Here is a 16392-nt window from a genome sequence, read left to right on the forward strand (position 1 = left end):
GCTCCCGAAACACCGTGGTTTCTGGGGTTCCGCGCCCGGCTCTCGTGTCAGACCGGGCGACATGTTCGACTTTCGCGCTCGCGCGCCTGCAGGTCTAGCCATATGACGCAGATATCCGAACGCCTTCTGGTCCAGGCACACTTAGATGCCAAGCAGCCCAAGCCGCTGACACCCGAAGAAGAAGCCCACTACCGCTCAGCCATCGCGGCCGAGCTCAAGGCCCGCAACGCGGTGCTAGTGGCTCATTACTATTGCGATCCGGTGATTCAGTCGCTGGCCGAAGAAACCGGTGGTTGCGTGGCCGACTCCCTCGAAATGGCGCGCTTCGGTGCCCAGCACCCGGCGCAGACCATCCTCGTGGCCGGTGTACGTTTCATGGGTGAGACGGCGAAAATCCTTACGCCGGAAAAGCGCATCCTCATGCCGACTCTCGAGGCCACTTGCTCGTTGGATCTAGGCTGCCCGGTCGACGAGTTTTCCGCATTTTGCGACCAGCACCCCGAGCGCACCGTTGTGGTGTATGCCAATACGTCCGCCGCGGTCAAGGCGCGAGCCGATTGGGTGGTGACTTCCAGTTGCGCGCTGGAAATCGTCGAAAGCCTGATGGACAACGGCGAGACCATCATCTGGGGCCCGGACAAGCACCTGGGGCGTTACATCCAGAAGCAGACCGGCGCCGACATGTTGCTGTGGGACGGTGCCTGCATCGTCCACGAAGAATTCAAGTCGCGCCAGTTGGAAGACATGAAGGCCTTGTACCCCGAGGCTGCGATTCTGGTGCATCCGGAATCGCCGGAGGCGGTGATCGAGCTGGCCGATGCGGTTGGTTCCACGAGCCAGTTGATCGCGGCGGCGCAGACCTTGCCCAACACTCACTTCATCGTCGCCACCGACCGCGGCATCTTCTACAAGATGCAGCAGTTGTGTCCGGACAAGATCTTTCTCGAAGCGCCCACGGCGGGCAACGGCGCGGCATGCCGCAGCTGCGCTCATTGCCCATGGATGGCGATGAATACCCTTGAGCGCACCCTGCAGTGTCTGCAAGAGGGCACCAACGAGATCTTCGTCGACCCCGCTGTGGTGCCCCACGCCGTACGGCCCCTCAAGCGCATGCTGGATTTCACACAGGCCGCGCGCATGAAGCTGTCCGGCAACGCCTGAATCAGGTGACCGGCACCGGTTGCGGTGCCGGGACTACCGGCTGTTTGCCCAGCCCCTTGTTGAACTCCAGCCATACCGCCAGCAGCAGCATCAGCCCGGCGCTGCCGATGGCGGTGGCGAGTTGCATGGGCAGGCGGTCGCCACCCAAGGCGTTGGCCATGTCCGACATGGGCGCGAGCAATACGCTGAAACAGAACACTTCCAACGAATAGCGGCCCATCAGGCATAGCTGCTGACTGCTCCAGTGCATGACCCAGTTGCCCTTGGGCAACAGTTTTGCGGCGCAGTAGGCCAGCGCCAGGAAGTGCAGAAGCCGCACGGGAGCCAGGTTGGTCTTGCTGATGGGGTAGAGCATGTCTGCCAGAGGCTTGGGCACCAGCAACTCATGCAGCGGCGCCCATTTCCACCCCAGTGCGATCACTGCCGCCACTACCACATAAATCGCACAGACCACGAATAACGGCTGGCGCAGCAGTGGCCGTGCATCGGCTACGGCTGGCTTCTGCGCGTGCAGCGCCGCGACGCCACCGAGCACGAACATGATCTGCCAGGCCAGCGGGTTGAAGTACCACACGCCGCCACCCTCGTAGGCCGAGAGATTCCAGCCAAACACCGTGGCGGGTACGTAGAGCATTACCGACAGACCCACCGCCAGGTTCGGCCACTTGACCAGGATCGGCAGCGCCAGTGGCAGGCAGCCGAGCAGGACGATATACAGCGGCAGCGGATCCATCAGGTTGGGCTTGAAGCGCAGCAACAGCTCATCGACCATGGCCTGTTGCGGGTTGCTGACGAAATGCAGCAGGCCCATTTCCTGGACCATGTCACGGGTCTCGACGTGTTCGTTGGCGAAGAACACGATGCCCATTAACAGCACCAGTAGAAAGATGTGCACCACGTACAGCGTCCACGCCCGTCGCAGGATGCGCACGCTGGCGACCAGGTAACCGTCGCGCAGGGCTATCTTGCCGTAAGCGAGGACAGCCGCGTAGCCTGCCAGGAATACGAAGATTTCGGCCGCATCGCTGAAGCCGAAGTTGCGCAGGGTCAGGTTGCCCAGCGGGTTTTGCGGAATGTGGTCCCAGAGAATGAAGATCAAGGCCAATCCACGAAAAAAGTCGACCCGGTGGTCTCGTCCGTTAGTCATGGCAGTTGCGCTCTAGCGTGGGGTGTCTAAGTAACTGATAGGGGATCGGGTCAGTGGTTCCGCCTGCCGGCGGGATATCGATCAGCGGCGCAGGGTGCCGATTTTTGCGAGGAAATGCAAAAGGAGGATATTACCGAATGTCACAGAGGGGCAGCGAGGTTTAACCCCGTGTGGGAGCAGCCTCTGGACGCGAAGCCGGTGTACGGCATGGAAGCTTCGCGAGCAGAGCTTGCATCTCACAGGGGCCCGCCGTTGGTCAGGCCGCCACTTCTTCATTCGGCTCGAAACTGTCCGCCCGCGCCATCGCCCACATTCTGGGGTAGAACTCGCCACTCAACTCGCCCGTCAGCAACTCGCCGGGCTTGAGGAACACGTGCAGCTGGGAAAACAGCTTGATCTCGGTCGCCGACAAGCGCCGCACCAGGTGCTTGGCCTTGAGCTGGGAGAGGTGTTCCAAGCCCGCCGCGGCAAGCATCTCGGCCAGGGCCTTGAGGGTGTGGTGATGGAAATTCTTGACCCGTTCGGCCTTGTCCTCGACCACCAGCGCGCGCTGTCGCAGTGGATCCTGGGTGGCCACGCCGGTAGGGCATTTGTTGGTGTGGCAGCTTTGCGACTGGATGCAACCGATGGCGAACATGAAGCCGCGCGCCGAGTTGCACCAGTCGGCGCCGATCGCCAGCACGCTGGCAATGTCGAAGGCGCTTACTATCTTGCCGCTCGCGCCCAGGCGAATCTTGTCGCGCAGGTTCAGGCCTACCAAGGTGTTGTGCACGAACAACAGGCCTTCGCGCATCGGCATGCCCAGGTGATCGGTGAACTCCACAGGCGCCGCACCGGTGCCGCCTTCGGCGCCGTCGACGACGATGAAATCCGGCAGAATGCCCGTCTCGAGCATGGCCTTGGCGATGCCCATGAACTCCCACGGATGGCCCAGGCACAGCTTGAAGCCCACGGGTTTGCCCCCCGACAGTTCACGCAGCTGGGCGATGAAGTGCGTCAGCTCGAGCGGCGTATTGAAGGCGCTATGACGCGAGGGCGAGATGCAGTCTTCGCCCATCATGATGCCGCGCGTGTCGGCGATTTCCTGAGTGACCTTGTGCTTGGGCAAGATGCCGCCGTGCCTGGGTTTGGCGCCTTGGCTCATAAACTTATGTACTATAGGTTTGTTGATCTAGGAGCTATCTGATGGGCCGAAAGCGTACCAAGTGGACTTGCCCCTACAAAACCGGACACCAACTCCCCGTTAAATTGATGCTGCTGCCAAGCGCCTAAACTCCCTCGGCGATCGATATTTCAAAGCGCTGTGCGGATGCTGCTCGTTGTAATGCTCGAAGGCAATCGTCAGATTGCGAAGCGCCGTTTCTCGATCCGGCTTGGGCATGTGCGCCACGTAATCTCGCTTGATCTTCTTCACGAAGCTCTCTGCCATGCCGTTGCTTTGCGGGCTGCGTACTGGTGTGGTCACCGGCTGCAAGCCGATCTGACGGGCAAACAGACGCGTCTGTTCGGCGATATAGGCCGAACCGTTATCGCTCAACCATTGCACAGGCGTGCTCGGTAGTTGATCGCCAAATCGCTTCTCCACGCTTTCCAACATCAAGTCTCGGATGTCGTCACCGCTGTAGCCCGTCGGGCTGGCGACCCAGCTGATGGCTTCGCGGTCACAGCAGTCCAGGGCAAAAGTCACGCTCAACTTTGCACCGTCGTCGCAGCGAAACTCGAAGCCGTCCGAGCACCAGCGTGTATCGCTGGTAGTAACGGCAATTCGGCCTTCATGCCGGCGCTGCACGCCAGGCTGCTTGATGCGTCGTTCCAGTAACAGATTGTGATCGCGCATGACGCGGTAGACCCGTTTTACATTGATCGGGGCCAGTAACCGGACTTCACGCTCGCGGCGCAGCAACCCCCAAACCCGACGGTAGCCATAACTTGGCAACTCGCTGACTTGCTGCTTAATCTCGGCGACCAACTCCGTATCGTTCACGAGCCGACGTTGCCGTACTTTGGGCGATACCAATTGCTTGATCCGAGCCGTTAATTGCGAGCGCGACACACCGAGACATTCGCTGACCAGTTTCACTGGTCGTCCCCCGGCAACAAGGGTGAGTGCGCAATCCATTTTCGCGACCGGGCGATCTCCACGGCCTCTTTGAGGACTTCGGCTTCCATGGTCTTCTTGCCCAGCATCCTCTGCAATTCGCGGATCTGCTTGAGCGCATCGCTCAGTTCCGACGCCGGTACCACTGCTTCGCCGGCACTGACCGCCGACAGGCTTCCGTCCTGGTACAGCTTGCGCCACAGGAACAACTGGTTGGCGTTGATACCGTTGCGCCGGGCCACCACGGATACACTTTGTCCGGGTTCGAGGCTCTCGCGAACCATGGCCAGCTTCTGGTCGGTGCTCCAACGGCGTCGGCGTTCCTGGCCGAGCAGCTCTCCACCCTTATCGTTGCTGTTAGTCATATACATACCCGTTTGCCTATCCCTTATCTTAAGGGGGGAACGGTGTCCTGTCTTTCATGGGGCTCGTTCATGAGCGAACGTCTCAACTCGGACGCTAGCTAGGCAGGTCAAGTGTAATTCAGCGATCAGTGCGAACGCAATCAACCCGTCGCCAGCCGTTTAATTCGATGGTCAGATCGTAGGTAATCTTCCCCTGCGGATGCTGAACGGCATTGCGCCCTGCGTCCCCCGTCGTAAAGGCCCGCCTGGTGGATCACCTGTCAGTGCAGCGCAATCTGCCTGACCATTGAGATTGGCTTCCTGCTTTCATGATCGAGAAGACGATGTCGCGGTGGCCGCGAGGAAGCTTTTTGAGCACATTTTTTGCTGCGGCCATGGATGGCCTGCCTAGGCTCGCTGATCGCGAGGATTACGACGATCCTTCAGAAGTCCTCATGTATGAATGCTGGCGTCAGATTTGATCCTCTATTCACCTGACCAGGCTTGGATCCGTAGCTGCCGCCACGCTCGAATCCTTAGGTTGGTTACGGCGAACTCTGCTTAGAGGAGGGCATGAAAATAGACCTGTAACGTAAATTACCTATTGACCCTCAAAAGGTAATTTTCGTAACATCAGCTCGTCGCCATCTACCGAGCGACCCGATGAGCAGAGCCCGTCATGGGCCATGATTTTGCTAGACGCTTTGGGTACCGTGCTTCGCATCTCACCCCTATCTACTGCCCCTCCAAACAGCATCTTTACGAGCTAGAGGGTCACCTATGTCCAATTCAAACTTGGCTGGTTTCATTTCCCGACACGGGCTGTGGAACGCTGAGCAACAAGCCGCTGCAGATAAGATTCTCAAGGATTTCCCTGGCTCGGGCCTGCGAACCGTTCGCGCCAGCGTGGCCGATCCGCAGGGTAAATTGCGCAGCAAGACGCTTCTGCCGAACATCTTCAAGTCGGCTATGAAAAATGGCCTGGATTTCACGTCCGCCCAATTCAATTTCGATTCCGCCGAAGCAATTGCCTACAACCCGTTCACCGAAGACGGTGGCGTTGGCAATTCAATGATGGCCGGCTTTCCCGATCTGATCCTGGTACCCGATCCGCTGACCTTTCGGGAATTACCTTGGGCCAAAGGCACCGGTTGGATACTGGGCGATATGTATTTCAACGACGGCACGCCAGTGCCTTTCGATGCCCGACACCTGCTGAAGAAAGCTGAGGCCGACTTGCGCGCTGAAGGTTATGACTATGTCGCCGGGCTAGAGGTCGAGTTCTATGTGACCCGAATCGTCGAGCAAAAGCTCGCACCTGAAGACCTTGGCAACCTGGGTATTCCACCTGAGCCGCCTGTGGTCGAAGCGATTGCTCGGGGCTATGCCTATCAGTCGGAAGAACAGCAGGACATGATTCATGAACTGTTGGAGACCCTGTCGCAGCACTGCATGGCGCTGGGCCTGCCGCTGCGCACTATGGAAGACGAGATGGGCCCAGGGCAGCTTGAATTTACCTTTGATGTGCAATCTGGACTGGAAGCGGCCGATTCGATGGTGCTGTTTCGCTCCATGGTCAAGCAAGTCTGTGCGCGAATGGGGCTGCATGCGACCTTCATGGCGCGTCCAGGGTTGGCCAATTTCTGCGCGAGCGGCTGGCACCTGCATCAGAGCATGAACGATGCCCAAGGCAACAACGCGTTCGCCAATATGAGTGGCACAAGCAGTCTGCTGTCGGAGCCAGCAATGAATTTTGTGGGCGGGTTGTTAACTCACGCAGTGGCGGCCTCAGTCTTTACTACGCCCACAATCAATGGCTACAAGCGCCGCAAGCCGAACTCGTTGGCACCCGATCGTGCCACTTGGGGTCACGACAACCGTGCCGCGATGATTCGCGTGCAAGGGGGGCCAGGCGACCGCACTTCCCACGTTGAAAATCGTGTCGGTGAACCTGCCGCCAACCCTTATCTGTACATCGGCTGCCAGATTGCTGCAGGTGTTGATGGGTTACGCCGCCGTCTGTCCCCAGGGCCGTTGGAAACCAGTCCCTATGAGGCGGTCAACCGCCCCTTGCTGCCCAAAAACCTGATGGAAGCGGTCAACACCCTAGATGGCAGCGCATTTTTCCGCGAGACATTCGGTAACACGTACGTCGACTGGCTGCTGGGCATCAAGCGTTGCGAAATCCGCCGGTTCCTCGCTGCGCATCCGAATTGGGCCGAAGAACCTGACCAAGTGACCGACTGGGAACACCGCGAATATTTCACGCGTTACTGATCCCTCAACAATATCGCAGCCCTGAGTAAACTGATGATGTCCGATTTGATTTATCACCGCCTAGACGAACTAGTTCAGGAACGACGCGTCCACCGCACGCTGTATGTCGACCCCACGATCTTTGCCACCGAAATGGCCAAGGTCTTTGGCGGTACCTGGACTTATCTTGCCCACGAAAGCGAGATCCCCGAGCCCAATGATTACGTGCGCAAGAAGCTAGGTCTGCGGCCGATCATTGTTACCCGCGATCGTGAGGGCAATGTCCATGCGATGCTCAATCGTTGCTCTCACCGGGGCGCTACGGTATGCCGCCACGAAAAAGGTAACGCCCGGCGCTTCACCTGCCCGTATCACAACTGGAGCTTTGAAAACACCGGCGCTCTAGTCGGGGTTCCGATGCCAGACGCCTACGGGCCAGACTTCGACAAGTCTGAGCTTGGCCTCGGTAAATTGCGAGTTCAGAGCTATCGAGGTTTCATATTCGGTACGTTCAACCAGGATTTGCCAGATCTGGTGACACACCTTGGCCATGCGGCGGTGAGACTGGATGAATGGCTAGATCGCTGGCCGGGCGCCGAGTTGCGTCTACAGCATGGCGGCCACAAGCTGACTTGTAAGGGTAACTGGAAACTGATCTACGACAACTCAGCTGACGGCTACCACCCAGGCTTCTCCCATGCCTCGCTCTTGCGCATGCGCAAAGATCGATACGGCGCAGGTGTGGACATGCAGTGGGTGCTTGGCAACGTCGATGACGGGCAGCAGACCGTGGCAGATTTGGGCAACGGCCATACATTCCTAGACCAACGCGCCGAGATCACCGAGTACTGGTCACAAGCCGCACCTATGCCCGGGGAGCATGCTTTCGAGCAGCAACTACGGTCTCGCCTTGGTGATGAGAAGGCCGTACGCGCTTTAGACATGGTCGTAGGTTCGGGAATGAACCTGAATATCTTTCCGAATCTGTTAATCATCGGCAACCAGATCCAGGTGATCGAACCTATCAGCGAGTCTGAGTGCGGGATGACTTGGTATGCCACCTCTCTCCACGCTGACGATTTGCCCGCCGAGGTCAACTCGCTGCGCATGCGCCTGCAGGAAGATTTCCCATCATTCGGCGAGCCCGATGACCTGGCCAATTTCGAGGAGTGCCAGATTGGCCTCGATATCCCAGAAATGGAATGGATTGTCACCAGCCGCCATCTTGACTCCGGTAGGGAGCGACTCGATGCGCAAGGCAACCTTACAGGCCCTGTCAGTGACGAGCTGCCGATTCGTGCGTTCTGGCGCGAATGGAAAAAGCTCATGCAACGCGAAAGCAAAGGGGAGGTGCGTCCATGAACTACTGCCTCGATGACATCCTCAAGGACTGCCTGGATTCAACCTATATCGATAACGCTTATTACTCCCGCCTTCGCCAAGATATGGACGAATGGGAAGGTCAGGGCAAACTGCTCGATGAGCGGGAACGGCAGCAATTCGAAGCGTTGATTGTGCAGGAGAACTGGCTGCTTGACCGTCGTCAGTTTGAGCAGTGGTACCAGCTTTATAGCCGTGAATGCCTCTATTGGGTACCCGCTGCCAATCATCTGCCGGACAGTGCGCGCAGCGATGCGCAAACTAATGTCACGATCGCTTTCGATGACCGGCGTCGTATGGGGGATCGAATCGTCTGGCTGCGTACGGGCGTTGCCTATTCGCAATTGCCTGTGTCGGCGACCAGTCATGTCAGTACGAATTTCGTTCGTATACCAACCGAAGTAGCGGGCGAGACCAAGATCCGCTCACAGTTCATCGTCCATGAGCGCCGCCCAGGCCATGACACACAGGTGTTCTCAGGATGGATGGGGCATGTGTTTATCGAGCAAGACGGTGTGTTGAAGATTGATCGCAAGCTGGTCTGTCTGGTTGATGCCGAGCGCGCTCATCACAACCTGACTTTTCTGCTTTAAGCCACTTCGACGGGGGGATAGACGTATCGTGGTTTCGACAACCCAAACCGAGCCAAAACACCTTCAGTTGCTGGTGCGAAATGTCACCAGCCTGGCCGATGGCGTATTGGGCCTAACGCTGGTGAGCGCCGATGGCCTTGCCTTACCAGGCTGGAGTGCGGGGGCGCACATCAGCTTGACCTTGGCCAGCGGGGCGGTTCGCGCCTACTCGTTGTGTGGCGATCCTGCTGAACGTTGCGAGTACCAGATTGCCGTACAGCGTGAGGATCTAGGGCGAGGTGGCTCCTTGGAAATCCACGAGCGACAACTCGCCGGTAAGCATCTCAAGGTCAGCCCGCCGGTCAATGTGTTCGAAATGGTCGATGCTGATCATTACGTCTTCATTGCCGGAGGCATTGGCATTACGCCCTTGCTGCCGATGCTGCGCAAGGTTGTGGCCGGATCGGCGTCTTGGGAACTGCACTACCTGGGCAAGCGGCGCCAACGCATGGCGTTTCTCGATGAGCTGCAGTGTTTGGGCGTAGGTGTGCGGGGGCTCGTGAATGTGGTGGCTCGCGATCAGAGCCCGCGTTGGGATCTAAAGGCGGCGCTGCTGAATATCCCAGCGGATGCCGCCGTTTATTGCTGCGGCCCGAACGAACTCCTTAATCAGCTTGAGAGCGCCCATGCGAATTCTACAGTTCCTTTCTCGCTGCACATGGAGCGGTTTGGTCGGATCGAAATGCTGCCTGTTCAGGAACGGGCCGAAGCTCCTCCACCGGATGAGGATCTGCAGCCCTGCGACCCGCAGGGCGAGTTTGAGATCGAGTTGGCGCGCGACGGGCTGATCATCAAGGTTGCGGCAGGTGAGTCGGTGCTCGAAGCGGTGAGAGGAGTGCGAACGGGTCTTTCTTTCTCTTGCTCGGATGGCTACTGCGGTACCTGCGAGACCCGAGTGCTCTCAGGGATTCCTGACCACCGTGATAGCGTACTTACCTATGCCGAAAAGCACGCCAACAAGTCGATGATGATTTGTGTGAGTCGTGCTTGCACCCGTCGGCTGCGCCTAGATCTATAGCCTTAACATAAAAATAGCTGCTGACCTACTTTACTGCTGCCGCTTATCTCGACGGGATGTCCCTGTTCGAGTCGCCTTTTGGATTTGAAGTAGTGGGGATGTAAATGCGTAAACCAATCATGTTAGCGCTGGCAGTTTCGGCTGTCTTTAACTCAGTGGCTTTTGCAGCCACTTCGCCGTCAGCCCTGGAGGCCTGCCTTGCAACGCAGGCCCCAACTGATCCGCAGGACGAAGTGCAACTGTTTCGTCAATTGCAGATCAAGGGCCCGCAGATGATGTCGGGCGTACAGCGGATTTATTATGGCAAGAACTTGGATCAGTATGGCGACCTACGGCTGCCTGCGGGCAAAGGGCCGTTCCCGGTAGTGATCATAGTTCACGGTGGATTGTGGATGTCGTCGGTCAATTCCGACTACATGGCACCCATCGCTCAAATGCTCACCGAAGCGGGTTATGCCACTTGGAACATCGAGTACAGTCGAATCGGCAGTGGCGGGGAATGGCCAGGCTCCTTCAATTCAGTGGGCGCGGCGGCGGACTACGTAAAAGTCCTAGCTGAGAAATATCCGCTCAAAATCGATGAGGTTCTGGCTGTAGGGCACTCATCGGGCGGCCACTATGCACTGTGGCTGGCAGGCCGTCATAAGATCAAGCCCGGGGCAATGCTTTACAGCGAGCATCCGCTGCCCCTCAAGGGCGTCATATCTCTGGATGGTACGCCCGATATCGAAGCGTTTGCAGGGTTGCCGCGAGGCAAAGTGATCATCCCCAAATTACTCGGCAACGGTACCAATACGGAAATGTCCGAACGTTACAGCCAAGCTTCACCGGCGCAGTTATTGCCACTGGGGGTGCAGCAGTTTTTCATCACCGAACAAAGTGATCGTTGGCCATCGATGAGCGCTTACATTACCAAAGGCCAGGGTATGGGTGACAAAATTGGCTACCAGATGCTGTGCCCAGCCAATCATTTCACCACGACCGACTCCGGGAATTCGCAAGTTCGCCAACTGATTTTGGATACAGCTAAGTCGATGGTGAAATAAACGCGAGTGCAGTCGCAAGTCAGTCCTTAAAACGGTGAAGCAACTTCACCGTTCCAAACTATTCAGATCCAATCGCTGGGGTGTTTCATGCGCGCATTTCCCATCACCTATTTGCAGGCGGCAGGCGGCTGCCTGTCTCTACTAACCGGAACTACGGCATACGCCGATTTCTTCAAAGACAGCCATGCTAGTTTGATGGCCAACAATTACTACATGAACAGTGATTTTCAGGACGAGACCACGTCGGCGGCTCACCAGCAGTCCAAGCGTGTCGAGTGGGCTCAGGGATTTACGCTTAATATCAAATCAGGGTTCACCCAGGGGCCAGTTGGCTTTGGCCTTGATGTCATGGGCATGCTTGGGTTAAAGATCGCCGCCAATGACGATGAGACCGGCAACGGCATCCTCTCCGTGAACCAGGCAGCAGAGGGGGGGCGTGCAGGCTACGTCAAGAAGGCCAACGACGATTATTCCAAGGTCGGGTTCACCGCAAAGGCCCGCTACGCGGCTACGGACGTGCGAGTGGGCACATTGATTCCCAACCTTCCAGTCGTGCAGGCGAACCTGACCCGGCTATTCCCTCAGACGTTTCTGGGTGGGGAAGTGGTTTCGCGGGACATCGAAAATTTGACCGTTACCGTCGGTCAGATCAATCAGGTAAAACAGCGTGACTCCACCGATTTCCAGAAAATGACGGTGGACAACCGCAACGGCCGATTTGCCGTGACCGGAGACAGCGATCGTTTTTATTACGGCGGCGCCGACTATGCATTCTCGCCCAGTTGGGTGGGCACGTACTACTACAGTGAGCTGCAGGACTTCTATCGCCAGCAGTACATGGGTTTGAAGTACTCGACTAAAATAGGAGGCGGCAAGTTCGGAGCTGAAGCGCGTTACTTCAACACTGAAGATTCCGGTGCCCGCTATGCCGGGAAAGTCGACAATAATGCCTATACCGGTATTATCAATTACGCCGTTGGTACGCACAAGTTCTCGGCTGGCTACACGGTGTTTACAGGTGATACAGCCATAGCGGTGATCAACGGGGCCGGGACATATCTACCCGGTGAAGTCATGATCAACAACTTTGCCGAGAATGGCGAGCATGTCGCGTCTTTGCGCTACGACTATGACTTTTCTGCACTGGGGCTGCCAGGCCTAACGCTCATGACACGTTATCTCAAAGGTACTCAAGCGGAGTTGGGAACAATGCCTGCTGCAGGTAAACGCCACGAATACGAGCGTGATACCGATGTTGCCTACGCCTTTGCCAAAGGCAGTGCATTAGAAAACTTTGCTGTGTTGCTGCGCAATGGCACTGCTCGCTCGAATTTCCAGCGAGATATCGATCAAACCCGATTGATTGTCAGCTACACGATGCCTCTGTATTGATGTTGTGGGAATGCCATGGATGGCGAACCTAGCGCCTGTGGTACTGCTGTTCTTCTTCCAACTGCAGGCGTTCAAATTCGGAGAGGCGCAGCTTCGCAGGTTCGCCGATATGGGCTGCTACGCGTGAAATGAGCAGTTCAACCAGAGAGAAACCATGCGCCATGGAGTCGAATGGCCCTAATCCCTGGACACTGGTAGTCAGCAATATATCGGCGTGTTGCGCCAGCGGTGAGAGGTACTGATCGGTCACCAGGATCAACTGGGCACCGCGCGCTACGGCTTGCCTTCCCCAGTCAACGCTTGATTGCTGATAGCGCCGGTAGTCAAACACCACTGCGGTCGAGTGCTCATCGATGTCCAGCAACGCCGCCAACTGTGGCCCGGACTCGGGCTGCACGCTGGTGACGTTCGGGCGGAGCATCTTGAGGTAGACCACCAATTGAGTCGCCAACACCGAACTGAAGCGCCCGCCCATGACCACTAGGTTGCGTTGACTGTCCGAAAGGGCGCGGATAGAGGCGTCAAGCTCCGTGCTATCGAGATTATTGACGGTTGAATGGATACCTTCAATGTACAGGCGCTTCACTTCGCCCAGACTCAGCGCGCCCGCGTTGGCACCGTCGTTAGGGTATACATCTACGGGTGAAAAAATCTTTGCCTGGACTTCTCCTCGCAAAGACTCCTGGAATGCAGCGTAGCCATTGAAACCCAGCTTGGTAATCAGTCGTAGAACGGTAGGGGAGCTGACGCTGGCGCTACCAGCTAGCTGAGAAAGCGGGCCAAGCCCAGCCGTTGGGTAGTTTTCAAAGAGAGCGGTGACGACTGCCAGTTCGGCTGGTGCGAGACGATTGCGCGTGGCCCGTATGCGTTCTGCAACTGTGCTTTGCGGATTGTTCAAGATGTCTGGCATTGTGGTTTGCTTGCTTACAGTAGAGACGGAATCATACCAGCGGATAAGATCCAAGTCTCACGCGTCTAGGGTGTGTTTGGCCAGTGATTGAGTAGAAATCATATCCTAAGCAACACGACTCGGAAGAGTATTGTCCTGCAGGTAATTGCTCACTGTCGATGACGAGATAGATGAGGTCGCGCTGGCTGCGAGGAAGCTTTTTGACCACATTCTTCGCGGCTGCCCTGATGCCTGCATCCGTGCCGTGGATTTTTGCGGCCAAAAGCAGGACGAAAGTGGCGTGCGGGAGGTTCGTGGCGGGGCTCAGGGGGAAGTCGCCCCAGTGTGCATTCGAAATGGATACGAGCGTCGTGTGACGCCGAGGCCCAATGTTATGCCTTACCAGCGTCGCTGGCCAGCAGGGCGGCTGTGGGTCTGAATTGCTTTGAGCTGCATGCGGCCTAGGATGTGCCTGCTGAGTAAGCGGGTCAAATTGGAAATGTCCGCCACCCCTTAGTATCGAGTTATAAATATATTGGTGGTTTCGTGGAGCGTTTTTTTTGGATGTTGGTAGTTAAATGAATGGGCTGCGAATTCGAATCTCGTCAATATATTAGTTATTCGGTACTTCGTCGTGGTGTCGGTATGGGCTTGCATACTTGGCTGCAAGTGTCTATGTTTCAACGACGTTAGTTTGTTATGTATAAGCCCTGCAAAAAATTTGGAAGGAGGGGAGGCTGTGTCTTTGAATAACGGAGATGCCTGGTATGTCTGAGAAGCTTGATTTGCGCCCGACCCCTCGCATTGCCCACTATTTTCGAGATGTCGATCTGACGAGCACGTCGCGCCCGGAACTGATACCTGCTGATTTCCCCATAAACTGTGACAGTGGCGATGATCAGTGGTCTGCCACCTTTTTGCTCAGGATAGCCGTGCGTCTGCATCACCTCTGGGCCACCTATGGCAAACGCAACGGCGAGAGGACGATCATGGGCGCGCAACCGGCGGTGTGCTTCTCTCCCTTCGTCCTGGCTGACCTCATCGCTGTTCGCGACGGCATTCCCCCTGAAAACGAAGCTGCCACCTGGTATGCGCTGACTTTCCCAACGGAGGTGGCGCAGAAGGGCGGCATCCTTCTATTGATTGAAGGTGCAGATGAGCATTCGGGTCTGGCGGACGGCGCAAAACTCAGGTTGCCTGATTTGTTCAGCGACTTTGGGTCAATCAACGCTGGTGACTCAAACTGCGCTGTAATTGATCGCGCTGAATCTTCCAGCGGCAGCTCAGAATGGCGGTGGTATTACTCCGGAGACTATGGCCGCTGCGTGGAGGAAATCGGAATCGATGGTTTGGAGGATATTGGAATGGAGGGGATGCAAAAGCATCCGATCCCTGGACTTAACCTGCTCCAGAAGGAGTTGTCGGGGATTGGTGTCGTGGTACCCGATATGCAGGTAGGTCGTGCGCTTCAGTACGACATCCTTTCTTTGATCGACCGGGGGCTGGTTTCGGATAAGCATTTTGATCACATCCTGGTGTGCGACCAGTTGCCGGCCAGCATAGATGGGCTTGACGAGCAGGAGCGCGCAGCCGCGTTCTCCCGGGCATGCCTGGATTTCAGATCGTGCATGGCAGTGTCGGCGCTAGCTGCCGATGTTTCAGAGCTCGACTTTTCATCCCGCTTGATGATGCTGGAAGCCTCGACTTCTAGAAAACCTGTGGTGGAGCAGGGCGGATGCTGGCTCTGGTTCGAGGACAACACCCACCCTTTCGTCAGAGCCCTGATCAAGGCAGGCCGGGTCAAGCCGAACCAAAAGGGGCGTTACCTTGCATCCTTGGTTGAGCTGGATTATGGGCGTGACCTCTGTGAACGGCAGGAAATGGTCACAGAGTTTTCGGAGCAGCTGCGGGAGCGGTTTGGCGTCCGAAGCAGTTATTTCAGTGTGCTGAACTCGCAATCCCCGGATGACATTCCCTCCTTCTGCGGCAGATGGTGGGGCGGTGGGTATTTCGTTACCGATGTGCTTGCGGAAGAGGATGAGTGACTGTTGGATCAAGCCTACTTGAGCGGTCTCTGCACCGTGAGGCGTCCCGCAATTGCAGGCCCTATACACTTGAAACCATATTCTTTGACAGGCCTCAGGCCTTGTAACCGATCTTCCAGTTCAGGCTGCTCGACGGTACGTACGCTTGATAGCCCAATAGGGAACCGCTGGCTGGACGTTGCAGCCATCATTTGCAGCGCGCGATGCCTTGAGAGCAGCCATGAAAACGTCTCTATTGCCCGAAATGATCGCTACCCATTGGGTTAAGCAGCTGTCAATGCGGGTGTTTCGCACCTACGGTCGTTGGAGTAGGTCAGATGAAAGACGGAGCGCTTAGAAGGTTCTGCCTGGTTATTCGCTTCAACTGATTTATGGACAAGACAGCTCGTCATCAGTGGCCGGTTTCGTCTTCAAAAGCTTCCTTGTAATTCCACAGTTCGCACTCTAGAGGGTTGGTACGCCATTGGGCATCAGCTCGTTCAGAATCTGAGTGGAAAGGTTCCCGCTTTGAACGAGGGCATAGACAGATTTCTTAATGTCGATGATGTTCATCACATAGTCCATTACGTGGAAGAGGCGTCCTGCGGGCCTCTAGGTCGAGGCTTCTAATGCCGGTTTCAGCATTGATTCTTAATTAGTATTGCAAGTTTTCTTTAGCGGCATAGGGCATGATTCCGTATAGGGTTGGCCGATGAGGTGGTGGAGCTGGGTTGATCTGATGCTGGCTTGGAGCTGGGTGGATGTTGGATTTTTGGGTTGATGCTGAATTGGGTGAGTCGCTGAGCGGATTTTTTATGCGAGGTGAGCAGGTAGGATTAGGGAAAAAAGGTAGCGATTGGAAAGGAGGGGGACGCAGGTGCGAAGCTTAGAGAACATCAACAGTTGGCGGGCGAGGCAGGAAGAGGTGTTGACCCAGATTTGAACATTTAGGTGTGTCGGAAAAGCCTTGCATTCCGGGGATTCGGTGGGAAAAATAAATTCGAT

Annotated in this window: 11 protein-coding genes and 1 pseudogene; 8 read left to right on the forward strand and 4 right to left on the reverse strand. The window is 56.6% G+C overall.

Translation table 11 applies throughout. The annotated features are described in order from the left end of the window. The first annotated feature begins 102 nt into the window (after nt 1-102). On the forward strand, nt 103-1161 hold the full coding sequence (gene nadA, locus LIX93_RS15935) for a quinolinate synthase NadA (RefSeq protein ID WP_226505021.1): 1059 nt from the start codon (nt 103-105) through the stop codon (nt 1159-1161). Between the two features lies 1 nt (nt 1162). Here nadA and LIX93_RS15940 read toward each other — a convergent pair whose 3' ends face one another. The 3 genes and pseudogenes from LIX93_RS15940 to LIX93_RS15950 form a co-directional block, all read right to left on the reverse strand. Then, nucleotides 1163-2308 (reverse strand): OpgC domain-containing protein, encoded by a 1146-nt coding sequence (locus LIX93_RS15940; protein ID WP_226505022.1) that lies wholly within the window; start codon nt 2306-2308, stop codon nt 1163-1165. Between the two features lie 256 nt (nt 2309-2564). Continuing rightward, a pseudogene (locus LIX93_RS15945) lies at nt 2565-3452 on the reverse strand (FMN-binding glutamate synthase family protein); the annotation flags it as partial. 99 nt (nt 3453-3551) lie between these two features. After that, a protein-coding gene (locus tag LIX93_RS15950; protein WP_226505023.1) for an IS3 family transposase occupies nt 3552-4771 on the reverse strand; the annotation gives its coding sequence in 2 pieces (ribosomal slippage) (nt 3552-4426 and nt 4426-4771; 1221 coding nt in all). Nucleotides 4772-5530: 759 nt separating this feature from the next. On the opposite strand from LIX93_RS15950, the gene LIX93_RS15955 reads away from it, so the two are divergent. From LIX93_RS15955 to LIX93_RS15980, 6 genes are all read left to right on the forward strand, one after another. Continuing rightward, entirely contained in the window at nt 5531-7027 is a 1497-nt protein-coding gene (locus tag LIX93_RS15955) for a glutamine synthetase family protein (protein WP_226505024.1), read from the forward strand. A gap of 36 nt (nt 7028-7063) precedes the next feature. Continuing rightward, nucleotides 7064-8368, forward strand: coding sequence for an aromatic ring-hydroxylating dioxygenase subunit alpha (locus tag LIX93_RS15960; RefSeq protein WP_226505025.1), 1305 nt, complete (start codon nt 7064-7066; stop codon nt 8366-8368). Then, the gene (locus LIX93_RS15965) at nt 8365-8979 is read left to right on the forward strand and encodes an aromatic-ring-hydroxylating dioxygenase subunit beta (protein ID WP_226505026.1); all 615 of its coding nucleotides are present in this window, start codon (nt 8365-8367) and stop codon (nt 8977-8979) included. The genes LIX93_RS15960 and LIX93_RS15965 overlap by 4 nt, the downstream gene beginning before the upstream one ends. Nucleotides 8980-9007: 28 nt before the next feature. Then, nucleotides 9008-10036 carry a PDR/VanB family oxidoreductase gene (locus LIX93_RS29730; RefSeq protein WP_226505027.1) on the forward strand — a complete coding sequence of 343 codons (1029 nt, stop codon included), beginning with the start codon at nt 9008-9010 and terminating at the stop codon, nt 10034-10036. A 104-nt stretch (nt 10037-10140) separates the two neighbouring features. Further along, the gene (locus tag LIX93_RS15975; protein WP_226505028.1) at nt 10141-11082 is read left to right on the forward strand and encodes an alpha/beta hydrolase; all 942 of its coding nucleotides are present in this window, start codon (nt 10141-10143) and stop codon (nt 11080-11082) included. 87 nt (nt 11083-11169) lie between these two features. Then, the gene (locus LIX93_RS15980) at nt 11170-12474 is read left to right on the forward strand and encodes an OprD family outer membrane porin (protein ID WP_226505029.1); all 1305 of its coding nucleotides are present in this window, start codon (nt 11170-11172) and stop codon (nt 12472-12474) included. Nucleotides 12475-12502: 28 nt separating this feature from the next. On the opposite strand, the gene LIX93_RS15985 is transcribed toward LIX93_RS15980, so the two are convergent. Further along, nucleotides 12503-13438 carry a MurR/RpiR family transcriptional regulator gene (locus LIX93_RS15985; protein ID WP_226505030.1) on the reverse strand — a complete coding sequence of 312 codons (936 nt, stop codon included), beginning with the start codon at nt 13436-13438 and terminating at the stop codon, nt 12503-12505. A gap of 692 nt (nt 13439-14130) precedes the next feature. Between LIX93_RS15985 and LIX93_RS15990 the strand changes: the two genes are divergently transcribed. After that, a complete protein-coding gene (locus LIX93_RS15990; RefSeq protein ID WP_226505031.1) occupies nt 14131-15408 on the forward strand; it encodes a DUF4427 domain-containing protein in 1278 nt (425 codons plus the stop codon). Nucleotides 15409-16392: the final 984 nt, after the last annotated feature.

Source organism: Pseudomonas sp. MWU16-30317, assembly GCF_020515695.1.
In the GTDB taxonomy this organism is placed as follows: Bacteria; Pseudomonadota; Gammaproteobacteria; order Pseudomonadales; family Pseudomonadaceae; genus Aquipseudomonas.